This window comes from Actinotalea subterranea, from assembly GCF_008364845.1.
Classification (GTDB): Bacteria; Actinomycetota; Actinomycetes; order Actinomycetales; family Cellulomonadaceae; genus Actinotalea; species Actinotalea subterranea.
In genome coordinates, this window is the sequence record NZ_VTTP01000005.1 from 66,306 (window position 1) to 87,878 (window position 21,573).

Genomic DNA, 21,573 nt, shown 5'->3' on the forward strand with positions numbered 1-21,573 from the left:
AGGGTGGGGGGATGGTCCGCGCCCTGCCGTACATCGTCCCGATCGCCCTGGCCCTGTTCGCGCTGATCGACTTCTCCCGCAGCACGCCGGCCGAGCGCGCGGACCTCCCCGGGCTCGCGTGGGTCGCGATCATCGTGCTGCTGCCCGTCGTCGGTCCGATCGTGTGGATCGTCATCAGCCGCAGCCGGCGCTCGTCGACCGGCCCGCGGCCCGCGGCCGGCCCCGGCGGGACGCGCCCCGGACGACCGGGCGGCGCCACCGGGCCCTCGCGCCCCGGTCGGCCCGCTCGGCCCGGCGCGCCGTCACGCAGGCCCGGACCCGTCGCACCCGACGACGACCCGGACTTCCTGTGGCGCCTCGACCAACAGGCACGCCGGAGCCGGAAGGCCGGTCCGGACGGCGCGGGGACCCCGAGCACCGGTACGCAGGCACCGGGCACTCAGAAGCCCGGCACTCCGAAGCCCGGCACGCAGGAGCCCGGCACGCAGGCACCCGGCACGGAGACGCCCCGCACGCAGGAGCCCGGAGCCACCGGACCGTCGGGGGACGCGCCCACCGACGACTAGGACGCCGAGCCGGGCCGTCCCGGCGACGGGCGCGCCTGACTGCGTGGTGCGGCAGCCGCGTCCAGCACGGGCGCCAGGGCTCGCAGCAGGGCCTGCACGTGGAGGCCGACGGTCGCCCGGTCCGCGTCGGCCTCGAGCTCGGCGACCTCCACGCCCACGACCTCGGACTCGGCGAGCACGGCCGCGCAGGCGCGCAGGTCGTCGAGCGTCATGCCGCCGGGGACCTCGTAGTCGGTCGCGACGGTTCCCGGCTCGAGGACGTCGCAGTCGAGGTGCAGGTAGACGGGGCGGCCCGCGACCACCGTCCGCAGCTCGGCGTCCATGCCGGGGCCGGTCCGGACGAGCGTGATGAGGCCCTGGTCGAGGACGTCCGCCTCGGCGGGGTCGATGTCGCGGGCGCCGACCAGCACCGCGTTGCCGGGCGCGAGCCCGCCGCCGAGCCCGGAGTCCCACATGCCCAGGGGCCCGCTGTACGCGAGTCCGCCGAGGAAGTCGGTCGTCGTGCTGTCGGGCGTGTTCAGGTCGGCGTGCGCGTCGAACCAGACGACCACCGCGTCCGGCCGGGCGGCTGCGACGACGGGCAGGGTCGCGAGCGCGACCGCGCACCGGCTCGACGCGGTGACGGGCACCCGGCCGGCACCGAGGACGACCTCGAGGTGCTGCGCCATCGCCCTCAGCGTCGGCATGGCCGCGGACAGCTCCTCGGCCCATCCGGTCGAGAGCGCCGGCTCCGGCGCGCCCACCACCGTCGGCGTCGTCCCGTAGCGCTGCGCGAGCGCCGACGCCAGGTGTCCGGAGGCGACCATCGCCCGGTCGTTGTGGTCGCCGGCGCGGCCCGCGAAGTGCGTGAGCACGACGCCAGGAGGCGTCGGCTGCTCCCCCGTCGCGACGAGGGGGGCGTCGGTGGCGGCGGCGTCTGTCATGCGGAGAACGCTAGGAGCGCCGGTGTGGTCGCACAACCGAGGAGGCGCACGTCACCACCGACGCGGGGACGGCTCCGCCCGCTCAGCCCTCGGGGATGCCGTCGTACGAGTGCTTGCCGTTCAGCAGCAGGTTCACGCCCGTGAAGTTGAAGAGCACCGTGGCGTAGCCCACGAGCACGAACCACGCGGCGCGGCGCCCGGACCAGCCGCGCGTCGTGCGGGCGTGCAGGTAGGCCGCGTAGACGACCCACACGACGAAGCTCCAGACCTCCTTGGGGTCCCAGCCCCAGTACCGGCCCCAGGCGTGCTCCGCCCAGATCGCCCCCGCCATGACGGTGAACGTCCACAGGACGAAGCCCACGGCGTTGATCCGGAACGAGATCGCCTCGAGGTCGCGTGTGCTCGGCAGCGACCCGAGGACCTGCCAGCGCGGGTGGTGCAGCCGCGGCGAGGCCTGCTCCCACGAGTCCTTGAGCAGCTGGAGCGAGCTCAGCGCGAACGAGACGGTGAACAGACCGGTCGCGATGGTCGCGATCGACACGTGGATGACGAGCCAGTAGCTCTGCAGCGCGGGCTCGACGGCGTCGGCCGGCACGTAGAACGCGGCGAGCGCGAGCCCGAGGGCCAGGACGCTCAGGCCGAGCACGATGGTCCCGAGGAAGCGCAGGTCGCGCCACCGGCACAGCGCGAGGAAGGTCGCGACGGCGACGAGCGTCCCGACGAGCGTGAACTCGTACATGTTGGCCCACGGGACCCGGCCCGCGGCGAGGCCCCGCAGCACGGTGCCGACCACGTGCAGCAGCAGTCCGAGGGTCGCCGTCGACATCGCGATGCCCACCGCACGGCGGCGCTCGGGGGCGACGGCCGCGTCGGTGCGCTCGAGCACGGCGGTCGAGCCGCCGGCCGTGCTCGCGAGCTCCGCGCCCCGCTGCCGCGCGGACGCGGCGGCATGGTCCGCGAGCCGTGCGAGGTCGGTCGCGAACGCGACGAGCGCGACGGCGTACGCGGTCGTCGCTCCCCACACCAGGATCGTGCTGAGCTCACCCAGGCTCATCGTCCCGCCTTCCGTCCAGGGCCCTGATGGCGTCCATGACACGCGCGAGCTCCCCGTCGAGCCCCATGTCGTCGCCGCGCGCGAGTGCCGCGCCGGCGACCACTGTACGTGCGCGCGCCGTGTCCCCGTCCCCCGGGGCGTCGTCGCCCGGGGCCCCGTGCGCACCGGCCGGTGCGACGCCCACCCTGACCCACAGGCGGCGGCGGGGGGTGAACAGGGAGATCGCGAGGCCGACGAGCGCGGCGACGGCGAACACGAGGATCCACGTCAGTGCCGGGTCGTGGCGCAGGTCGAGCGCGACGAACCGCGGCAGGCCGTCCCACGTGAGGGACCCGAGCCCGTCGGGCAGCTCGACCGTCTGGCCGGCCTCGACGAAGAACGTCGTGGCCGTCCCGTCGTCCTCGACGGCCTGCGTCATGCGCGCCGTGTCGAGCTCGTACACGTTCTGCGGCACGCCTTCGTCGAGGCCCAGGTCGCCGGACCAGACGGTGAGCACGAGGAGCGGGTTGTCCGGCTGCGGGTACACGGACCGCGCGCCGTCGGCGGTCACGAGCGCCGTCGGGAGCAGGTAGCCGACGATGCCGATCTGCTCGCCCGTGGAGACGTCGGGGACCTTGATGACGCCGCGGGAGCGGTACTGCGGGTCCTCGGGCAGGAACGGCACGGCGCCCGCGAACGCGATCTCGCCGGCCGCGTCGCGGACCACGACGTCGGGCGCGTAGCCGTTGCCCTGGAGATAGATCTTGGACCCGTCGACGGACAGCGGGTGGTTGACCTTGATCGTGGCGTCGCGCGGCTCGCGACCCGGCTCGGCCACTGTCACGTCGGCCGCGAAGTCGCGCGGCTTGGCGTCGGCGTCGGCCGTGAACTCGGCCGTGAACTCGTCGAGGGTGAGCGTGAACGGCGTCAGCGAGGACGCGTCGAACGCCGTGCCGGCCTCGAACGTGTCGTAGTCGGTGACGGTGTTCGCGAACGTGCGGCCCTCGACGAGGATCACCTGGCCGCGGTGGTGCAGCAGCTGTCCGGTCGCGACCGAGACGAGGATCCCGACGAGCGCGAGGTGGAAGAGGATGTTCCCGCTCTCGCGCAGGTAGCCCCGCTCCGCGGCGACGGTGAGCGCCCCGCTGGGCTCGGTCCCGGCGTGGGTGCGGAACCGGGGCAGCGCCCGGACCGGCCCGACGAGCGTCCGCCGGACGGCGGCGGCGACCTCGGCGGGCGTCGCGGTCGTCACGAGCTCGTCGTGCACCGGGAACCGGTCGAGCCGTCGCGGTGTGCGCGGGGGCCGGGCGCGCAGCGCACGGACGTGGACGCGCAGGCGGGGCAGGATGCAGCCGACGAGGGACACGAACAGCAGCAGGTACACGGCGGAGAACCAGGCCGACGCGTACACGTCGAAGAAGCCGAGGCGGTCGAGCCACGTGCCGAGCGTGGGGCTCTCGGCGATGTACCGCGCGACGCCTGCCGGGTCCTGCGGGCGCTGCGGGAGCACGGAGCCGGGCACGGCGACGACGGCGAGGAGCATGAGGAGCATGAGCGCGACGCGCATGCTCGTGAGCTGTCGCCACACCCAGCGCAGGGTGCCCCGGGCGCCGAGCCGCGGCAGCGTCGGCTGCTCGGCCGTGGTGGGCCCGCCGTAGGGGTCGTCGACGAGCCCCTCGGGCCGGTACGTGGCCGACGACGCCGGCCCTGCCTCGCGGCCCGCCATCACACGACCGTCTCGAAGCCGCCGATGAGGCCCTGGAGCGAGGCCGTCCACGCGCCCCACAGCCCCGTGACGAGCGCGAGCCCGACGAGGACGAGGACGACACCGCCCGTGCGCATGATCAGCACCCGGTGGTCGCGCAGGACGCGCAGCGCGCGCGTGGACCGTTCGAAGCCGAGCGCGATGAGCAGGAAGGGCAGGCCCAGGCCCACGCAGTAGGCGACGGACAGGAGCGCCCCGCGCCCGGCGGACGCCTCGTCGAGCGCGAGCGTGTAGACGGCCACGAGGGTCGGCCCGATGCACGGGGCCCAGCCGAGGCCGAAGACGACGCCGAGCAGCGGCGCCCCCCACAGGCCGGCGGACGGCGCGAGGTGCAGCCTGCGCTCGCGCTGGGCGAACGGGACCCAGCCCGTGAAGACGAGGCCCATGAGCACCACGACGACGCCGAGCAGCCGCGTGAGCACGTCGCTCCACTGCGCGAGGGCGACGCCGAGCGAGCCCGCGGCGACGCCGAAGAGCACGAAGACGAGCGTGAACCCGGCGACGAACAGGCCGACGCCCGCGAGCATGCGACCACGCCCGACCTCGCCGAGCGTGCGGGCCCGCGTGCCGCCCGACGCCGCCGAGCCGCCCGACGCCCCGCCGCCCGCCATGCCCGTCACGTAGCCCAGGTACCCGGGCACGAGCGGCAGGACGCAGGGCGACGCGAAGGAGACGAGGCCCGCGAGGACCGCGACGGGCACGGCGAGCAGCATCGACCCGCTCAGGACGGTGGTGCTGAAGGTGTCGCCCAGGCCCGCTGCGATCACGCGTCCTCCGCCAGGAGGTCGTCGAGGAGCGTGCGCAGGGTCGACGGGTCGACGCGTCCCAGGATGCGTGCGGCGACACCGCCCTCGCGGTCGAGCAGCACCGTGGTGGGCACGGCCTGGACGGGCACGATCCCGGACAGCGCCGCGATCGCCGTCTTGTCGGTGTCGTGCAGCGAGGGGTAGGGCACCTCGAAGGTGCGCTCGAACGCCTGCGCGGCCTCGGGCTCGTCGGTCGAGTTGATGCCGAGGACGTGCACGCCGTCGTCGGCGTACTCATCGGCCGCGGCGACCAGGTCGGGGGCCTCGGCTCGGCAGGGCGGGCACGCGGCGTACCAGGTGTTGAGCACGACGACGTCGCCCTGCCACGCGGTGACGTCGACGGCTGAGCCCGCGAAGTCGGTGCCGGTGATCTCGACGGGGCCGCTGCGGTCGCCCGCCTCCCAGAGCGTCACCGACTGGTCGCCCGAGATGTAGCCGGCCTCGCCGCCGTCCTCGGTGCGCCCGTCGTCGACGCCGGGCGCGCACGCCGCCGTGGCCGCGAGCGCGGCGACGACGACCGCGCCCCAGGTGCTGCGCGCCGCGCGTCGGCGGCCAGCGGCTCGGCCGCGTCCGTCCACGCGCGTCACGCCCCGGGGACGATCGGGGCGTCGGGCAGGAGGTCGGCCGCGGGCTCGAGGTACGTGATGCCCGTGAGCCGGTCGTCCTCCCAGTGCAGGGACGTCAGCGAGGCGACCGAGCACTCGCGGCGGCGCGGGTCGTGCCACAGCCGCTTGCCCTCGAGGGCCTGGCGGGTGACCCAGATGGGCAGCTGGTGGCTGACGACGACGGCCTCGTGCCCGGCGGCCGCGTCGCGTGCGGCGGCGACACCGGCGAGCATGCGGGCGACCTGGACGCGGTAGGGCTCGCCCCAGGACGGCCGGAAGGGGTTCCACAGGTGCCGCCAGTGCGCGGGCCGGCGCAGCGAGCCGTCGCCGACGCCGAAGGTCATGCCCTCGAAGTGGTTCTCGGCCTCGATGAGACGGGGATCCGCGGCGACCTCGAGGCCGAACGCGGCGGCGATGGGCGCGGCGGTCTCCTGCGCGCGCTGCAGGGGGGAGGCCACGACGTGCACGACGTCACGCCGGGGCCCGAGGGGGCCTTCGCCCGCGAGGTGCGCGGCGACGCGGTCGGCCATGGCCTGCCCGCGCTCGGACAGCCGGAACCCGGTGAGGCGGCCGTACAGGACGCCGTCGGGGTTGTGGACCTCGCCGTGTCGCATGAGGTGGACGGTCGTGGACACCATGGCACCAGTCTCGCCTACGCCGCCGTGTGCTGCGGTCAGGCCGACCGCCGTCGTCTCAGGCGGAGCCCGAGCCCGAGGGCGGCAGGGCGATGCGGTCCATCGCGCGGCCCAGCACCTCGAGCTCGGTGTCCGTGAGGACGTCGACGAGGTTCGCGCGTACGGCGCGCACGTGGCCGGGGGCGGCGTCGCGCAGGAGCGCGAAGCCCTCGTCGGTCATGACGCAGTCGACGCCGCGGCCGTCCTCGGGGTTGGCCTGGCGGCTCACGAGCCCCCGCGCCTGGAGGCGGTTGATGGTGTGCGTGAGGCGGCTGCGTGAGTGGACGAGCGACGACGCGAGCTCGGACATCCGCAGGATCCGGCCGGGCGTCTCGGAGAGGCGGACGAGGATCTCGTACTCGCTGAGCGAGAGCTGGGCCTCCTGGTCGAGCTGCCGGGTCAGCGCCTCCGTCAGGCGGGCGCTGCCGTTGAGGTAGGCGCGCCAGGACCTCTGCTGGCTCTCCGTGAGCCAGCGGACGTCCTCGTCCGCGTGCGTCGTCGGCCCCGCGGCCTTGCTGCTCGGCATGCGCTCTCCCCTCGTCGGGACCAAGGTTCCCACGTCGGCGGCGCCCGGAGCCGGGTCCGGGCGGGTGAGGCGCGGCGCCCCGCGGCACAGGGGTTGCGCTTCCTCGTGAACCGTAGTAGAAATGTCAATCAGTTGGTTGATGCTTCAACCTTCGACATCGTCAGCAGGGGACCGCTGCCAGACCGCAGCACCGCAGCACCACAACCACGAGGAGACACCATGTCCGTCACCACCCTCCCCGCCGGGCTCACCACCGGCACCTGGACCGTCGAGACGTCGCACAGCGCCGCGACCTTCACCGTCCGCCACGCCGGCATCTCCAAGGTCCGCGGCTCGGTCGCGATCACCGAGGGCGTCATCACGATCGGCGAGGACCTCGCCTCCTCCAGCGTCACCGCGACGCTCGACCCGGCCACGATCGACACGCGCGACGCCAACCGCGACGGCCACCTGCGCAGCGCCGACTTCTTCGACACGGAGACGCACCCCACCTGGACCTTCGCCTCGACGTCCATCACGGCCGCCGGCGACGAGTACGTCATCACGGGCGACCTGACCATCCACGGCGTCACGCGCGAGGTCGCGCTCACGACCGAGTTCAACGGTGCCGCCACCGACCCGTTCGGCGCCTCGCGCATCGGCTTCTCCGCGCACACGCAGATCTCGCGCAAGGACTTCGGCCTCACGTGGAACGCGGCCCTCGAGACCGGCGGCGTGCTCGTCGGCGACAAGGTCACGATCGACCTCGAGATCGAGGCCGTCGCCCAGGCCTGACGGCCGCGCCCCGGCGGTGCCCCGCGTCCCCCGCGGGGCAGCACCGGCTCCCCACCCGCCCCGTCCCGACGGGGCCCTGATCCAGCGCCCTGCACCTCCCCCTGCGCGGGGCGCGGACGCGACGCCGCCGGTACCTCGTGTGCCGGCGGCGTCGCCGTACCCAGGCGGGCGCGAGCCCCGGCAGCGCCCGCTCAGCCGCGGGACGCAGCCTTGCGACGCTCGTGGAACGCGAGGATCTGCAGCTCCGTGGCGAGGTCGACCGAGCGCAGGTCGACGCCGTCGGGCACCTGGAGCACGCGCGGCACGAACGTGAGGATCCCGGTGACGCCCGCCGCGACGAGCCTGTCGCACAGCTCCTGGGACACCCCCGCGGGCGTCGCGAGGACCGCGACGGTCGCCCCCTCCCGACGCACCACGTCCTCGAGCCCGTCGACGTGCTCGACCGTCAGGCCCGCGACCCGCGTGCCCACGACGTCGGGCAGCGCGTCGACGAGCGCCGCGACCCGGAACCCGGTGCCGGCCCCCGCGACGTAGTTCGCGAGCGCGTGGCCCAGGTTGCCGATGCCGACGATGACGACCGCGAGGTCCCCCGTCACGCCGAGCGCCGAGGCGACGTGCGCGTGCAGGTGCTCCACGTCGTAGCCGACGCCGCGCACGCCGTGCGACCCCAGGAAGGACAGGTCGCGCCGCAGCTGGGCGGGCCCCACGCCGGAGAGCTCGGCGAGCCGGCCCGAGTCGGTCGTCGCGACACCGGCGTCAGCGAGCTCCTCGAGGACGCGCAGGTAGATGGGGAGCCTCGCGACGGTCGAGGCCGGGACGGGGCGTGGGCTCATGCCCGCCCGCCGGCGAGCGCCCGGCGCAGACGCGCGGCGTCGAACCGCCAGAAGCCCTGCTGGACGCCGTCGACGGTGACGACGGGCACGAGCTCGCCGTACTTCGCGACGAGCTCCGGCGACGTGTCGATGTCGACCTCCGCGACCCCCGCGCCGGCCTCGGCGGCGACCTCGTCCACGAGCCCGCGGGCCTCCTCGCAGAGGTGGCAGCCGGAGCGGACGTACAGGACCACGCGCTCGGTCCCCTGTGCGCTCATGAGTCCAACCCTAGGGGAGTCGATACAGTGGCCGGGTGGCCCCGACGACCCCTGCCGCCGTCGGCGGAACGCATGTCGCCTCGCGGACGGCCGCCTTCTTCGACCTCGACAACACGATCATCCGTGGTGCGAGCGCGTTCCACCTCGCCGTCGGCCTGCGACGGCGGGGCTTCTTCGGCACCCGCGACCTCGTCCGGTTCGCGTTCCACCAGGCCCGCTACCTCGCGTTCGGCGAAGACGTGCAGCAGATCGACCAGGTCCGCTCGCGCGCGCTGTCGATCGTCGCGGGGCGCTCCGTCGCCGAGATCGCGGCGATCGGCGAGGAGATCTGGGACGAGGTGCTGTCCCTGCGCATCTTCCCCGGCACGCAGGCCCTCCTGACCCAGCACCTCGAGGCGGGCCACGAGGTGTGGATCATCACCGCGAGCCCGGTCGAGATCGGCGAGCTCATCGGCCGGCGCCTCGGCGTCACCGGCGCGCTCGGCACGGTCGCCGAGCACGTCGACGGCTTCTACACGGGCCGGCTCGTCGGCGACCTCCTGCACGGCCGCGCGAAGGAGACGGCGGTGGCCGAGCTCGCGCGGACGCAGGGCCTGGACCTGTCGCGGTGCTACGCCTACGGCGACTCGACCAACGACGTGCCGATCCTGTCCTCGGTCGGCCACCCCGTCGCGATCAACCCGGACGCGCGGCTGCGGCGGCACGCGCGCGCGGTCGGCTGGCCGGTCCGGGAGTTCCGTGGCCGACGCCGCACCGCCGCCCGCCGGAGCATGTACACCGCGAGCTGGGCCGGCCTGGCCTGGGCCGTGAGCCTCGCCCTGCGCGCTGCGCGTCGGGCCCTGCGCGGCTGACGCCTCGTCAGCCAGCCAGTCCGTCAGTCCGTCAGTCTGTCAGTCCGTCAGTCTGTCGACGGTCGCGACCGGCCAGCCCTCGTCGTCCCACGCGAGCTCGCGGATCGCGAGCTGGAACGCACCGCCCAGGTCCTCGTCGTAGTAGTGGAACGCCAGGTGGCCGTCCGACACCGACTGGCCGCCGGGCCCGATCATCGACCCGTCGGTCGCGAGCACCGGGGTCCCGCCGTCCTCGAGCATCGGCACGCCCTGGGCGTCGACGTAGGGGCCCGTGACCTCACGCGAGCGGCCCACGACGACGTTGTAGGTGCTGCGGACACCCTGGCAGCAGCTGTCCTTGGACACGAACAGGTAGTACCAGCCGTCGCGCTCGACGACGTAGGGCGCCTCGATCGCGTTCGGCGGCGCACCCCTGGACGCGATGGTCACCGGGTCGGCCGAGGGGTCGGCCGGCTTGCCGCTGGGCCACTCGAGCTCGACCAGCTGGATGCCGCCCCAGAACGAGCCGAACGCCATCCAGGGCGTCCCGTCCGCGTCCTCGACGATGCCCGCGTCGATCGCGTTCCAGTCCGTGTGGCCGGGCACCGAGCGGATGACCTCACCCCGGTCGGTCCAGCCGTAGTCGGGGTCCCCCGGGTCGAGCGTCGGGCTCGTGTGCAGGCCGATCACCGACCGGTTGCTGCCGAACGTCGAGGCCGACCAGTAGAGGTAGTACGTGCCGTCGTGCTCGTAGACCTCGGGGGCCCAGTAGCTGCGCACCCCCGGCACCACGTCCGCGACCCACGCGGGCTCGTCGCGTGGCTTCCACACGAGGCCCGCGTAGGCCCACTCGCGCCCGTCCTGGGACGTGCGGACCTGGATCGGTCCCGCCGGGTCGCCCTCGATGCCCGTGGCGAAGACCGTCCACGGTGCGCCGTCGTGCCCGACGGCGAGGGCCGGGTCGTGCGCCGCGAGGTCGCCCGAGAGCTCGAGCGCGACCGGCTCGTCGGGCGTCCCGTCCGCGCGGCCGACGGTCGCCCACGCCACCCCCGCGCCCGCGGCGAGCACGAGGCCCGCCGCGAGCACCACCTGTGCCCGACGGCGCACGGTTCAGCCCGCGGTCGGCGGGACGGCGAGCCGAACCATGGTCCAGGAGACGGGCGGCAGCTCGACGCGCACCGTGTGCCCGCCGGCGGCGTGCTCGACCGACGCGTTCGGCACCGGGACGAGCGAGGTGTCGTCGTCGACCGTCGCCCGGGCGTACGGGTCGGGGTTGGCGAGCGTGAGCACCTCGACGACCTCGACGCCCTCGCCCTGGGCGCCGAAGGCCCGCACGTCGAGCTCCACGACGGTCGGCTCCGCCAGGGAGCGGTTGACGGCGAACACGGCGACGGCGCCCGTGGCGGCGTCGTGCGTCGCGACGGCGTCGACGACGGGCGTCTGCCCGTACCTGGTCGTCTCGTACGTGGGCGTGGCCAGCTCGACCCGGAGCACCTCGCCGACCGCGTACCGCGACGTCAGGGCGAACGGGTGGAACGTCGTCTGCCGCCAGATCCGGCCACCGGGCTCGGTCATGATCGGCGCGATCACGTTGACGAGCTGCGCGAGGCTCGCGGCCTGCACGCGGTCGCTGTGCCGCAGGAGCGAGATGAGCAGGTTCCCGACGACGACGGCGTCGGCCACGTTGTAGTGGTCCTCGAGCAGCACGGGGGCGACGGGCCAGGTGTCCTTGGGCGGGACGGACGGCGTCGCCTCCTGGTACCAGACGTTCCACTCGTCGAACGAGATGTTGATCCGCTTGGTGTGCCCCTGCGCGGCGCGCACGGCGTCCGCGGTGGCGACGACGTCCTCGATGAACCGGTCCATGTTGACGGCCGAGGCCAGGAAGCTCGCGAGGTCGCCGTCGGTCTCGTAGTAGTAGGCGTGCGCGGAGATGAGGTCGACGTGCTCGTACGTCTCGGCGAGCACCGTCGCCTCCCACGAGCCGAACGTGGGCATCGCCGAGCTCGAGCTGCCGCACGCGACGAGCTCGAGGCCAGGGTCGATCATGCGCATCGCGCGCGCCGTCTCGGCCGCCAGGCGCCCGTACTCCTGTGCCGTCTTGTGGCCGATCTGCCAGGGGCCGTCCATCTCGTTGCCGAGGCACCACATGCGCACGGCGTGCGGCTTCTCGGTGCCGTGGGCACGACGCAGGTCGGACCAGTACGTCCCGCTCTCGACGTTGCAGTACTCGAGCAGGTCGAGCGCCTCCTGGACGCCGCGCGTGCCGAGGTTGACGGCCATCATCGGCTCGACGCCCGCCTTCGCGGCCCAGCGCATGAACTCGTCGACGCCCACGGTGTTCGGCTCGGTGCTGTGCCACGCGAGGTCGAGGCGCGCGGGCCGCTGGTCGACGGGCCCGATCGCGTCCTCCCACCGGTACCCGGAGACGAAGTTGCCGCCCGGGTAGCGCACGGTGCTGATGCCCAGCTCCCGGGTCAGCTCGACGACGTCGCCGCGGAAGCCGTCCGCGTCGGCGGTCGGGTGACCCGGGTCGTGGATCCCCGTGTACACGCAGCGGCCGAGGTGCTCGACGAACGAGCCGAACGTGCGTCGGCGGACGGGCGAGACCGAAAAGGCCGGGTCGATGACGATGGTGGCGGTGTTCATGCGAGCTCCTGTGGGGTGGGTGCCGTGCCCCACGCCGGCCCGTCGGGCGGGACGGACGGCGTGGGGCGCGCCGGCGGGTGGCCGCGCGCAGGCGCCGACGAGCCCGTGGACGGGCAGGGCCGGACGCGGCCTGGTCTTGTGCGGGGTGCGGGGTGCGGGTGCGGGTGCGGGTACGGGCCGCGGTGCCTGTGCGGGGCGCGGTCCGCGCGGACGGTCAGCGCGTCACTTGATGCTTCCGAGCGACAGGCCGCCCTGCCAGTAACGCTGCAGGGTCAGGAAGGAGAGGATCAGCGGGAGGATCGAGACGGCCGCGCCCGTGACGATGAGGTTCCACACCTGCTCGCCGCCGGCACCGGCATTCGACAGCGCCTGCCAGTTGTTGATCCCGACGGTGACCGGCAGCAGCTCGGGGCTCTGGAGCATCGCGAGCGGCAGGAAGAAGTTGTTCCAGGTCGCGACGACGGAGAGCAGCAGGACGGTCACGACCGCGGGCCGCAGGAGCGGGAGCGCGATCTGGAAGAACAGGCGCAGCTCGCCGGCTCCGTCCACGCGGCCCGCGTCGAGCAGCTCGTCCGGCACCACGTCCTGCGTGTAGACGCGGATGAGGTAGACGCCGATCGGGCTGAGCAGCGAGGGCAGGATCACACCCCAGCGCGTGTTCACGAGGCCGAGCTGGCTCAGGAGCACGAACGTGGGGATGACGAGCGCGGTGAGCGGCACCATGACGGAGCCGAGCAGGAGCGAGAACGCGAAGCCCCGTCCCCGGAACCGGTACTTGGCGAACCCGTACCCCGCCAGGACGGCGAGGACCGTGGCCCCGACGCCGCCGCTGAGCGCGTAGATGAACGAGTTGGCGAACCAGTCCCAGTAGATGCCGCCCTGGTGGGTGCCGAGGCCCGCGAGGTTGTCGAGGAGGCTCAGCTCGTCGTCGAACCACAGGGGGCCGCCGGAGCCGGTGAAGAGCCCGGAGTTGCTCTTGGTGCTCGCGACGAGGAGCCACCACAGCGGCACCAGGAAGTAGATCGCGAGGATCACGAGGAAGACGTGGGACCAGACGCGTGGCCTGCGCGGTCCGCGCCCGGCGCTCGCGTTCTCGTGGCGGCGGCGTGTCCGGGTGGGCTGGTCGGTCGTGAGCGTGGCAACCATCACTTGAGTCCGCTCTGCTTGCGCGTCAGGAACAGGAACACGTACGAGCCGAGGAACACGACGATCCCGAGCGCGAACGAGATCGTGGACGCGTAGTTGAACTGGCTGTAGGAGAACGCGAGCGAGTACGCGTACATGTTGGGCGTGTACGACGTCGGGATCGCGCCCTGGGCGACGCTGCGCAGCACCTGCGGCTCCGTGAAGAACTGCAGCGTGCCGATGAGCGAGAAGATCACGACCATGACCATCGACGAGGAGATCATCGGGACCTTGATGCGCGTGGCGATCTGGAGGCCCGAGGCGCCGTCGATGCGCGCCGCCTCGTACACGGACGGGTCCACGCCGCGCAGGGCCGCGTAGATGATGATCATGTAGTAGCCCGACCACTGCCACGTCACGATGTTGACGAGGCTCGCGAAGATCATGTCCTCGCCGAGGAAGCTCGGTGCCGTGGCCCCGAACATCGAGAACAAGTCGGTCGCGGGGCCGAACCGGGGGCTGTAGAGGAAGCCCCACATGAGCGCCCCGATGACCCCGGGGATCGCGTACGGCACGAAGATCGCGAGCCGCGACCCCTTGGACAGCCGGGTCGCGAGCGTGTCGAGCACGAGCGCCGCGACGAGCGCGACGGCGATCTGGATCGGCACCATGACCGCGACGTACACGAGCACGCGGACCAGGCCCTCGAGGAAGATCGGGTCGGTGAACGCCTTCTCGTAGTTCGCGAGCCCGCTGAACGCCTCGCCCTGGGCGAGCGTCTTGGTGTGCAGGCTCATCCAGAACGCGTACCCGAGCGGTGCGACGAGGAAGGTCAGGAACACGACCGCGAACGGTGCGACGTACAGCCAGCCCCAGCGCTGCCGGTGCGTGTCCATCGCGCTCACCTTCTGGCGAGCGGCGCGCCCCGGACGCGCGACGACGGTGACCGGGGATGTGGTGGTGACCATGGCAGGCCCTCCAGGTCTCGACGGGGAGCTCAGCTCACGACCACCTACTCGGTGACGGTGAAGCCCTGCTCCTGGGCGTACTGGACGAGGGAGGTGTGCAGGTCCTCGATCGTCGTGGCGGCGTCACGCTCACCCTGGACCATCGAGTAGATCAGCTCGGTCTGCTGGTCGTACGCGTAGTTCTGGAACGGGCTGAACGTGAAGCCCGCGTAGCCCGCCGCGGCCCCCAGGAAGACGTCCTTGTTGATCTGCTGCCCGCCGAAGAACGGGTACTCGAGGTCGGCGAAGTAGTCCGACTCGAGGATCGGCTTCCACAGCGGGAAGAGCGCGCCCTCCTCGATGCCGATCTTCCAGGCCTCCTCGGTGCCGAAGATCTCCTTGGCCACGAGAGCCGCGGCCTCGGGGTTCTTCGCCTGCGACGTCACGGAGAACGCCGAGCCGCCCCAGTTGATCTGCGTCGGGTCGGCCGCGTCCCACTGCGGGATCGGCGCGGCACGCCACACGGCGTCGGCGTCCGCGTCGGCGAGGCCGCCGAGGTAGCCGGGTCCCCACGCGGCGGCGATGTAGACGGCGTAGCTGCCGTCGACGAGCTTGGTGTTGTAGTCCGTGGTGAACGCGTCGTCGGTCGCGACCAGGCCGCGCTCGACGAGGTCCTGCCAGTAGGCCAGGACGTCCTTGGCACTGTCGTCGTCGACGGTGATGCCGACCTCGGTCGGGGCGGCGTTGTCGTACGTGAACGGCTCCCAGCCGGCCTGGGCGAACAGCGCGGTGTTGAGCGCGCGGCCGTTGGTCGGGAAGTCGGTGATGACGCCCTCGTAGCCGCCGTCCTTGAGCTGCTGCGCCGCCGTGGCGAACTCCTCCCACGTGGTCGGCACCGCGACGCCGTACTGGTCGAAGATGTCCTGGCGGTAGAGCATGCCCATGGGGCCGCCGTCGACCGGGATGGCGTAGACGGCGTCGCCGCTCGTCACGTCCTTCCAGGCGCCCTCGGTGTAGTCGCCCTGCACGTCGGCCGCGCCGTAGGGGGCGAGGTCGACGAGCGCCTCGCGGATGCTGAAGCTCGAGATGACCTCGGCCTCGAGCATGATCACGTCGGGTGCGCCGCTGCCCGCCTCGATGGCGGTCGAGAACTTGGTGTACTCGTCGTTGCCCTGCCCGGCGTTCGTCCAGCAGATCTGGACGTCCTCGTGGGTGTCGTTGAACAGGTCGACGACCTGCTCGAACGCGGGGTACCAGGCCCAGACGCTGACCTGCTCGGCGTCGGGGTTCTTGATCTCGTTGGTGCACGTGGCGTCGCCGCCCGATGCGCCCTCGGCCGCCTCGCCGCCGCCCTCACCGTCGCCGGTGTCGCCGCCCGAGCAGGCCGTCAGGCCCGCGACGGCGACCGTTGCGCCGATGCCGAGGGCGAGCCAACGGCCGCGTCCCGACCTACGAATGCCTCGCATGCGAATCCTCCTTGATCCGGTCCCGGGCGCACGACGCGCCCGGGGTCCCTACGACTGCGCGGTTGCCGACCGGCCGGCCCGCCTGTGCGGCGGGCCGCCCGGAGGCCCCCTGGGGTCCTCCCGCTTCGATGCGGTGGCTGCCGCATCGGCAACTCTACATCGTTGTAGAACACACCTTCCACCCGTCCCGCACGGCCGGTCAAGCAGCGTCGCATCACGGAATGGTCACGATGTGAGCGATCACATCGTGGATCGTTCCGACGTCCTCGCAGTGGTCGCGTGCGCCACCGCCACGACGCCCGCGCGACGTCCAGAGCGCGGGAGCAGTATCCCGTCAGGCGGTCCGCACGCCCTCCGCCAGGCCCGGCCGACCGTGCGCCGCCGCGTCGGCCTGGGTCGATCCGCGGACGACGATCGAGAAGTCGGCGTACACCCGGCGCGCCTCGTGCGGCGCCCCCTTCCCGGCGACACGCTCCGCGAGCATCTCGACCGCCGTGCGCGCGATCTGCTCCCGGCCGGGGTCGACCGTCGTCAGGGACGGGTTGGAGTAGCTGCCCTCGTCCACGGCGTCGAACCCGATGACCGCGACCTCCTCGGGGATGCGCACGCCGCGCACCTGGAGCTCGTGCAGCACGCCGAGCGCCATCGCGTCGTTGAGCGCGAACACGGCGTCGGGCCGCACACCAGCGTCCAGGAGCCGGGCCATCGACTGCGCGCCGGTCGCCCGGTGCCACAGGCCCGCCTCGCCGAGGAGCGACTCGTCGACCTCGAGGCCGGCGTCCGCCATCGCCTGCCGGTACCCCTTGAGCCGGAGCCCCGCCGAGCCGACGACCTCACCGGGGTGCACGCCCACGACGGCGATGCGCCGACGGCCGAGCTCGAGCAGGTACCGCGTCGCGGCGCGCGCCGCCTCGACGTTGTGCATCGTCACGTGGTCGACCGAGCTGTGGAAGATCCGCTCGCCGAGGATGACCATGGGGAAGTCGACCTCGAGCAGGTCCTCGTCGCCGGGCCCCAGGGCGAGCGGGCTGAAGATGAGGCCGTCGGTGAGGTGGCGTCGGGCGCCCGAGAGGACCTCGAGCTCGCGCTCGCGCTGGCCCCCGGTCTGCTCGATGAGCACCGTCAGGCCCTGGGCGTCGGCCGCCTGGATCACGGAGTCCGCGAGCTCGGCGAAGTACGGCAGGCTCAGCTCCGGCACCGCGAGCGCGATGATCCCTGTTCGGCCGGTCCGCAGGTTCCGGGCCGCGACGTTGACCTGGTAGTCGAGCTCCTCGATCGCGGCGAGCACCCGCGCGCGCGTCGACTCTCGGATGTACGGGTAGCCGTTGACGACGTTCGACACGGTCTTGATCGACACGCCGGCCAGCTTCGCCACGTCGTGCATGGTCGCGGCCATCGACCGGACCTCCTCGGCTCTCGTCCTGCCCCCGGGGCGGACCCCCGGTCGCCGGCACGCGGCCCGGCGTCGGCACCACTGTGCCAGAACGGTCCGGCCGGGCCGACCACCACCGCGACGGCCCTCCGGGCCCGGACGCACCGCAGGCCCGGCACATGGCCGGGCCTGCGGGTACGACGTCAGCGCACGAGGTGCGCGGGGCTCACTTCTTGTTGCGGCGCTGGTGGCGCGTCTTGCGAAGCAGCTTGCGGTGCTTCTTCTTGGCCATACGCTTGCGGCGCTTCTTGATGACGGAGCCCACGTGTGTCCTCACAATGCGAATCGGGTTCTGCACGTGGTCTGCGAGCCGACTGGCTCGGCACAGCCCCGCGCTCGGGAAAGTCCGGCCCTCACTCTACCCGCTCCGGCGCCCGGCTGCGTCGCCGCCGCCTGCGGGCAGGCGCGAGGGGTCAGGACGTCATGCGGTCACGGTCGACGGACGACGCCGCGAGGTAGGCGTCCAGCGCGTCCTGCGGCACCCGGAAGGACCGGCCGACGCGGACCGCCGGGAGCTCGCCGTTGTGCACGAGCCGGTACACGGTCATCTTCGAGACGCGCATCGTCTCGGCCACCTCGGCGACGGTGAGGTAACGCAGTCGCGGCCGCTCAGGACCACCGGTCATGCTTCCTCGTTCCTCACCGCGTCGCGACGAGCTCTCGCCGCACGCTGCCACCAGCCGCGGCACGACGCCGCAGCACGCCAAACCCTAGGGCCTGCTGGGGCTGGAGTGAAAGGGGTGATCAGAGTGAAATCCGTCAGTCGTACAGGGGGTCCAGGTCGTACCAGTGGAAGACCGCCTGGCGGGTCGCAAGGATCACCCGGTCCACGTCGTCCGCGGGGTCGTAGCCCGCGCTCCACGGACGCGGCGGAGCGGCGTCCCCGCCGTCGCCCATGAGGACCGGCAGGGGGAACCCGAACACCTCGGCCGCGTGCTCGCGCCACGCCTGGGGCACCTCCGCGTCGACCGGGACCGGGGCGTGGATCGCCACGCCGAGCAGGTGCGCCCAGACGCGCGGGACGACCTGCGCGACCGCGTAGCCCCCTCCCCCGACGGCGACCCACCGGCCGTCGGCCACCTCGTGAGCCAGGTCGTGCACGAGGTCCATGGCCTCGCGCTGCGCGTCGACCGAGACGGACAGGTTCGTCAGCGGGTCCAGGCCGTGCGCGTCGCAGCCGTGCTGGCTCACCACGAGCTGGGGCCGGAAGGCCCGCACCATGGGCACCGCGATCGCACCGAGCGCCCGCAACCAGGCCGTGTCACGCGTGCCCGCGGGCAGCGCCACGTTGACCGTGCGGCCGCGTGCGTGCGGACCACCGACGTCGGTCGTGTGCCCCGTCCCGGGGAAGAGCGTGCGACCGCTCTCGTGGATCGAGATCGTCAGCACCCGCGGGTCGTCCCAGAAGGCCCGCTCGACCCCGTCGCCGTGGTGCGCATCGACGTCGACGTACGCGACGCGCTCGGCACCCTCCGCGAGCGCCGCCCGGATGCCGGCGACCACGTCGTTGTACACGCAGAAGCCGGACGCGTGGTCGGGCATCGCGTGGTGCATCCCGCCCGCGAGGTTGACGGCGTGCTGCGCGTCGCCGCGCCAGACGGCCCGCACCGAGTCGACGGTCCCGGCGACGATGCGTGCCGCGGCGTCGTGCATGCCGGGGAACACCGGGTCGTCGTCGGTGCCCAGGCCGTGGTCGAGGTCCGGCTCGCCGAGGGTCGACGCGCGGCGCACGGCGGCGACGTACTCGGGCGTGTGGGCCGTCTCGAGCAGGGCGTCGGGGGGGACCTCCGCACCGACGACCTCGACCCCGTCCGCGTCGAGGAGGCCGAGCTCCCCGGCGAGCCGGAACGTGAGCTCGAGCCGCAGCGGCGCCATCGGGTGCGTGGGCCCGAAGTCGTAGCCGAGCATCGCGGTGGACCACACGACTCGGGTCTGGGCCATGCCTCACCGTAACCGCAACCCCCCGGCGGCAGGCAGGTGCCGTCCACGCACCGGCGTCCGCACGCGGCCCGCCCGCCTCCCGTGGCGTGCCACGCAGTACGGTGCCCGACGGCGTGCCAGAGTTGTGCGGTCGGTCGGCGGGCAGCAGCGGGTCGCGCGGAGCGGCAGGTCAGGAAGTTCGGGCAGGTCCGGCGAGCAGGGTTCTCGCCGGCCGGGGTGACAGGAGCGCGGTGCACATGGCCCTCCCCAGCCCCATGCTGCGCGCGCGCGAGCTGGTCGACCAGGTCGCCCGTCAGTCGCCCGCCCGGCTCGCGCTCGGGGTCTTCGCGAGCGTCATCGCCGTCTTCACGGCGCTCCTGAGCACGCCCCAGGCGCGCGCGGGCGAGGGACAGGCCCCGTTCGTCGACGCGCTGTTCACGGCCGCCTCCGCGGTGTGCGTCACTGGCCTGACCACCGTCGACACCGGGACCTACTGGTCCACGTTCGGCCAGGTCGTCATCCTCGTCGCGATCAAGGTCGGCGGGCTCGGCGTGATGACGCTCGCCTCGCTGCTGGGCATCGCCGTGTCGCGACGCATCGGGCTCACGCAGAAGATGCTGACGGCCAGCGAGACGCGCTCGGCCGGGCTGGGCGAGGTCGGCTCGCTGCTCCGCGTGGTCATCATCACGGCGACGAGCCTCGAGGTGGTCATCGCGCTCGCGCTCATCCCCCGTTTCGCCATGGTCGGCGAGGACTTCGGCGAGGCGGTGTGGCACGGCGTCTTCTACGCGGTATCGGCGTTCAACAACGCGGGGTTCGTGCCGACCGCGGAGGGTCTCGCGCCCTACACGGGCGACTGGTGGATCAGCATGCCGATCCTCATCGGCGTGTTCATCGGCTCCCTCGGCTTCCCCGTCATCCTCAACATCGCGCAGCGCCGCACCAACGCCCGGCGGTGGAGCCTGCACACCAAGCTGACGCTCACGACGTCGGTGGGGCTCGTGCTCGTCGGCTCCCTCCTCATCGGCCTGTTCGAGGCACGCAACCCGGCGACCATGGGCCCGCTCGACGTGCCGACCAAGATCCTCGCGTCCCTCTTCGCGGGCGTCATGCCGCGGTCGGGCGGGTTCTCGACCGTGGACATCTCGCAGATGCACGAGGCGACGTGGCTGCTCACGGACGCGCTCATGTTCGTCGGCGGCGGCAGCGCCTCGACCGCTGGCGGCATCAAGGTCACGACGCTCGCGGTCATGCTGCTCGCGATCCTCTCGGAGGCGCGCGGCGACCGGGATGTCGAGGCGTTCGGCCGGCGCATCCCCCGCGAGAGCCTGCGCCTGGCCGTCGCCGTCGTGTTCATCGGCGCGACCGCGGTGCTCGTCTCGACCCTCTTGCTCCTCGAGATCACCGGCGAGAGCCTGGACGTCGTCCTGTTCGAGACGTTGTCCGCGTTCGCGACCGTAGGCCTGAGCACCGGCATCACGCCGAGGCTGCCCGACGAGGCGAAGTACGTGCTGACCGTCCTGATGTTCGTCGGACGGACCGGCACGATGACCGTCGCAGCCGCCTTGGCGCTGCGTGACCGGCGCCGGGTCATCCGGTACCCCGAGGAGAGGCCGATCATTGGCTGACACACCCACCCAGGACGGCTACGAGCACCACCCGCCGTCGTCCCCGCCCGCGACGCACCGCCCCCTCGGTGGGGACGTGACGTCGACGGGCCTCGAGGGCCGCCCCGGCGACGCGCACCCGCCCCGCATCCCCACGCGCAGCCGCAAGGACGCGGAGCGGGAGGTGCGCGACGCGGGCGTCCTCGTCGTCGGCCTGGGCCGCTTCGGGTCCTCGATCGCCCTGACCCTCGACCGGCTGGGGCACGACGTCCTCGCCGTCGAGCGGTCGCCCGCGCTCATCCAGCACTACACGGGCCGGTTCCCCCTCGTCGAGGCGGACGCGACCAACCCCGAGGCCCTCGTGCAGGTCGGCGCCAAGGACTTCTCGGTCGCGGTCGTCGGCGTGGGGACCTCGCTCGAGGCGAGCGTCCTGATCACGGGCAACCTCGTGGACATCGGCACGCCGCAGATCTGGGCCAAGGCCATCTCCGCCGAGCACGCGCGCATCCTGCAGCGCATCGGCGCGCACCACGTGGTGCTCCCCGAGGCCGACGCCGGCAACCGGGTCGCGCACCTCGTCTCGGGCAAGCTCCTCGACTACATCGAGGTCGAGGACGGGTTCACGATCGTCAAGATGCGGCCGCCGCGCGAGACCCAGGGGTTCACGGTCGGCCAGTCGCAGATCCGCAAGCGCTACGGCGTCACGGTCATCGGCGTGAAGCCGCCCGGCGAGGAGTTCGTGTACGCGACCGAGGACACGCGCATCTCGGCCAACGACCTGCTCATCGTCTCGGGCCACGCGGACCTGCTCGAGCGCTTCGCGGCGCGCCCGTAG

General features: G+C 73.0%; 23 protein-coding genes. 5 read left to right on the forward strand and 18 right to left on the reverse strand.

Annotated features, from left to right (window positions below; all coding sequences use genetic code 11):
* Positions 1 to 11: 11 nt before the first annotated feature.
* Positions 12 to 566 (forward strand): PLD nuclease N-terminal domain-containing protein, encoded by a 555-nt coding sequence (locus FZ988_RS10505; RefSeq protein WP_223145103.1) that lies wholly within the window; start codon positions 12 to 14, stop codon positions 564 to 566.
* Here the strand turns inward: FZ988_RS10505 and FZ988_RS10510 are convergent.
* The 7 genes from FZ988_RS10510 to FZ988_RS10540 all read right to left on the reverse strand — a co-directional run bounded on the left by FZ988_RS10510 (position 563) and on the right by FZ988_RS10540 (position 6,898).
* A complete protein-coding gene (locus FZ988_RS10510; RefSeq protein ID WP_149203988.1) occupies positions 563 to 1,489 on the reverse strand; it encodes an arginase family protein in 927 nt (308 codons plus the stop codon). The two genes, FZ988_RS10505 and FZ988_RS10510, sit on opposite strands and share 4 nt — an antisense overlap.
* A gap of 82 nt (positions 1,490 to 1,571) precedes the next feature.
* Positions 1,572 to 2,543, reverse strand: coding sequence for a c-type cytochrome biogenesis protein CcsB (gene ccsB, locus FZ988_RS10515; RefSeq protein WP_149203989.1), 972 nt, complete (start codon positions 2,541 to 2,543; stop codon positions 1,572 to 1,574).
* A complete protein-coding gene (gene resB / locus FZ988_RS10520; RefSeq protein ID WP_149203990.1) occupies positions 2,530 to 4,248 on the reverse strand; it encodes a cytochrome c biogenesis protein ResB in 1,719 nt (572 codons plus the stop codon). Before resB ends, ccsB begins: the two co-directional genes overlap by 14 nt.
* The gene (locus FZ988_RS10525; protein ID WP_149204148.1) at positions 4,248 to 5,000 is read right to left on the reverse strand and encodes a cytochrome c biogenesis CcdA family protein; all 753 of its coding nucleotides are present in this window, start codon (positions 4,998 to 5,000) and stop codon (positions 4,248 to 4,250) included. Before FZ988_RS10525 ends, resB begins: the two co-directional genes overlap by 1 nt.
* Positions 5,001 to 5,050: 50 nt before the next feature.
* Positions 5,051 to 5,671, reverse strand: coding sequence for a TlpA family protein disulfide reductase (locus tag FZ988_RS10530; RefSeq protein ID WP_149203991.1), 621 nt, complete (start codon positions 5,669 to 5,671; stop codon positions 5,051 to 5,053).
* 5 nt (positions 5,672 to 5,676) lie between these two features.
* On the reverse strand, positions 5,677 to 6,336 hold the full coding sequence (locus FZ988_RS10535) for a histidine phosphatase family protein (RefSeq protein WP_149203992.1): 660 nt from the start codon (positions 6,334 to 6,336) through the stop codon (positions 5,677 to 5,679).
* Positions 6,337 to 6,391: 55 nt separating this feature from the next.
* On the reverse strand, positions 6,392 to 6,898 hold the full coding sequence (locus FZ988_RS10540) for a MarR family winged helix-turn-helix transcriptional regulator (RefSeq protein WP_149203993.1): 507 nt from the start codon (positions 6,896 to 6,898) through the stop codon (positions 6,392 to 6,394).
* Positions 6,899 to 7,117: 219 nt separating this feature from the next.
* Between FZ988_RS10540 and FZ988_RS10545 the strand changes: the two genes are divergently transcribed.
* Complete coding sequence (locus FZ988_RS10545) at positions 7,118 to 7,672, forward strand: YceI family protein (protein WP_149203994.1); 555 nt, start codon at positions 7,118 to 7,120, stop codon at positions 7,670 to 7,672.
* Between the two features lie 191 nt (positions 7,673 to 7,863).
* Here FZ988_RS10545 and FZ988_RS10550 read toward each other — a convergent pair whose 3' ends face one another.
* Both FZ988_RS10550 and FZ988_RS10555 read right to left on the reverse strand, forming a co-directional pair.
* Complete coding sequence (locus FZ988_RS10550) at positions 7,864 to 8,505, reverse strand: redox-sensing transcriptional repressor Rex (RefSeq protein WP_149203995.1); 642 nt, start codon at positions 8,503 to 8,505, stop codon at positions 7,864 to 7,866.
* Positions 8,502 to 8,762, reverse strand: a complete 261-nt coding sequence (locus FZ988_RS10555) for a glutaredoxin family protein (RefSeq protein ID WP_149203996.1) — start codon at positions 8,760 to 8,762, stop codon at positions 8,502 to 8,504. The genes FZ988_RS10550 and FZ988_RS10555 overlap by 4 nt, the downstream gene beginning before the upstream one ends.
* A 35-nt stretch (positions 8,763 to 8,797) precedes the next feature.
* On the opposite strand from FZ988_RS10555, the gene FZ988_RS10560 reads away from it, so the two are divergent.
* Positions 8,798 to 9,613 (forward strand): HAD family hydrolase, encoded by an 816-nt coding sequence (locus FZ988_RS10560; RefSeq protein WP_149203997.1) that lies wholly within the window; start codon positions 8,798 to 8,800, stop codon positions 9,611 to 9,613.
* A gap of 39 nt (positions 9,614 to 9,652) precedes the next feature.
* On the opposite strand, the gene FZ988_RS10565 is transcribed toward FZ988_RS10560, so the two are convergent.
* The 9 genes from FZ988_RS10565 to FZ988_RS10605 all read right to left on the reverse strand — a co-directional run bounded on the left by FZ988_RS10565 (position 9,653) and on the right by FZ988_RS10605 (position 19,152).
* A complete protein-coding gene (locus FZ988_RS10565; RefSeq protein ID WP_223145104.1) occupies positions 9,653 to 10,699 on the reverse strand; it encodes an arabinan endo-1,5-alpha-L-arabinosidase in 1,047 nt (348 codons plus the stop codon).
* A gap of 3 nt (positions 10,700 to 10,702) precedes the next feature.
* The gene (arfA, locus tag FZ988_RS10570) at positions 10,703 to 12,241 is read right to left on the reverse strand and encodes an arabinosylfuranosidase ArfA (protein WP_149203998.1); all 1,539 of its coding nucleotides are present in this window, start codon (positions 12,239 to 12,241) and stop codon (positions 10,703 to 10,705) included.
* 222 nt (positions 12,242 to 12,463) lie between these two features.
* Entirely contained in the window at positions 12,464 to 13,387 is a 924-nt protein-coding gene (locus tag FZ988_RS10575; protein WP_149203999.1) for a carbohydrate ABC transporter permease, read from the reverse strand.
* Complete coding sequence (locus tag FZ988_RS10580) at positions 13,387 to 14,262, reverse strand: carbohydrate ABC transporter permease (protein ID WP_246169432.1); 876 nt, start codon at positions 14,260 to 14,262, stop codon at positions 13,387 to 13,389. Before FZ988_RS10580 ends, FZ988_RS10575 begins: the two co-directional genes overlap by 1 nt.
* Before the next feature lie 116 nt (positions 14,263 to 14,378).
* Positions 14,379 to 15,779: an ABC transporter substrate-binding protein gene (locus FZ988_RS10585; RefSeq protein ID WP_149204001.1), complete on the reverse strand. Its 1,401-nt coding sequence runs from the start codon at positions 15,777 to 15,779 to the stop codon at positions 14,379 to 14,381.
* A 334-nt stretch (positions 15,780 to 16,113) separates the two neighbouring features.
* Entirely contained in the window at positions 16,114 to 17,175 is a 1,062-nt protein-coding gene (locus FZ988_RS10590; protein ID WP_149204002.1) for a LacI family DNA-binding transcriptional regulator, read from the reverse strand.
* Between the two features lie 202 nt (positions 17,176 to 17,377).
* Positions 17,378 to 17,476: a 30S ribosomal protein bS22 gene (locus tag FZ988_RS10595; protein ID WP_003792170.1), complete on the reverse strand. Its 99-nt coding sequence runs from the start codon at positions 17,474 to 17,476 to the stop codon at positions 17,378 to 17,380.
* A 148-nt stretch (positions 17,477 to 17,624) separates the two neighbouring features.
* Positions 17,625 to 17,837, reverse strand: coding sequence for a helix-turn-helix domain-containing protein (locus FZ988_RS10600; RefSeq protein ID WP_149204003.1), 213 nt, complete (start codon positions 17,835 to 17,837; stop codon positions 17,625 to 17,627).
* Positions 17,838 to 17,970: 133 nt separating this feature from the next.
* Positions 17,971 to 19,152 carry an acetoin utilization protein AcuC gene (locus tag FZ988_RS10605; RefSeq protein ID WP_149204004.1) on the reverse strand — a complete coding sequence of 394 codons (1,182 nt, stop codon included), beginning with the start codon at positions 19,150 to 19,152 and terminating at the stop codon, positions 17,971 to 17,973.
* Between the two features lie 236 nt (positions 19,153 to 19,388).
* Between FZ988_RS10605 and FZ988_RS10610 the strand changes: the two genes are divergently transcribed.
* Both FZ988_RS10610 and FZ988_RS10615 read left to right on the forward strand, forming a co-directional pair.
* Positions 19,389 to 20,759, forward strand: a complete 1,371-nt coding sequence (locus FZ988_RS10610) for a TrkH family potassium uptake protein (RefSeq protein WP_149204005.1) — start codon at positions 19,389 to 19,391, stop codon at positions 20,757 to 20,759.
* A gap of 127 nt (positions 20,760 to 20,886) precedes the next feature.
* Positions 20,887 to 21,573: a potassium channel family protein gene (locus FZ988_RS10615; RefSeq protein WP_149204150.1), complete on the forward strand. Its 687-nt coding sequence runs from the start codon at positions 20,887 to 20,889 to the stop codon at positions 21,571 to 21,573.

Coding starts and splice junctions, on each gene's coding strand:
- FZ988_RS10580 (WP_246169432.1), bottom strand. CDS start 14,262: ATGGACACGCACCGGCAGCGCTGGGGCTGGCTGTACGTCGCACCGTTC.
- FZ988_RS10545 (WP_149203994.1), top strand. CDS start 7,118: ATGTCCGTCACCACCCTCCCCGCCGGGCTCACCACCGGCACCTGGACC.
- ccsB (WP_149203989.1), bottom strand. CDS start 2,543: ATGAGCCTGGGTGAGCTCAGCACGATCCTGGTGTGGGGAGCGACGACC.
- FZ988_RS10585 (WP_149204001.1), bottom strand. CDS start 15,779: ATGCGAGGCATTCGTAGGTCGGGACGCGGCCGTTGGCTCGCCCTCGGC.
- resB (WP_149203990.1), bottom strand. CDS start 4,248: ATGGCGGGCCGCGAGGCAGGGCCGGCGTCGTCGGCCACGTACCGGCCC.
- FZ988_RS10590 (WP_149204002.1), bottom strand. CDS start 17,175: ATGGCCGCGACCATGCACGACGTGGCGAAGCTGGCCGGCGTGTCGATC.
- FZ988_RS10605 (WP_149204004.1), bottom strand. CDS start 19,152: ATGGCCCAGACCCGAGTCGTGTGGTCCACCGCGATGCTCGGCTACGAC.
- FZ988_RS10540 (WP_149203993.1), bottom strand. CDS start 6,898: ATGCCGAGCAGCAAGGCCGCGGGGCCGACGACGCACGCGGACGAGGAC.
- FZ988_RS10525 (WP_149204148.1), bottom strand. CDS start 5,000: ATGCTGCTCGCCGTGCCCGTCGCGGTCCTCGCGGGCCTCGTCTCCTTC.
- FZ988_RS10510 (WP_149203988.1), bottom strand. CDS start 1,489: ATGACAGACGCCGCCGCCACCGACGCCCCCCTCGTCGCGACGGGGGAG.
- arfA (WP_149203998.1), bottom strand. CDS start 12,241: ATGAACACCGCCACCATCGTCATCGACCCGGCCTTTTCGGTCTCGCCC.
- FZ988_RS10610 (WP_149204005.1), top strand. CDS start 19,389: ATGGCCCTCCCCAGCCCCATGCTGCGCGCGCGCGAGCTGGTCGACCAG.
- FZ988_RS10600 (WP_149204003.1), bottom strand. CDS start 17,837: ATGACCGGTGGTCCTGAGCGGCCGCGACTGCGTTACCTCACCGTCGCC.
- FZ988_RS10505 (WP_223145103.1), top strand. CDS start 12: ATGGTCCGCGCCCTGCCGTACATCGTCCCGATCGCCCTGGCCCTGTTC.
- FZ988_RS10575 (WP_149203999.1), bottom strand. CDS start 13,387: ATGGTTGCCACGCTCACGACCGACCAGCCCACCCGGACACGCCGCCGC.
- FZ988_RS10555 (WP_149203996.1), bottom strand. CDS start 8,762: ATGAGCGCACAGGGGACCGAGCGCGTGGTCCTGTACGTCCGCTCCGGC.
- FZ988_RS10550 (WP_149203995.1), bottom strand. CDS start 8,505: ATGAGCCCACGCCCCGTCCCGGCCTCGACCGTCGCGAGGCTCCCCATC.
- FZ988_RS10535 (WP_149203992.1), bottom strand. CDS start 6,336: ATGGTGTCCACGACCGTCCACCTCATGCGACACGGCGAGGTCCACAAC.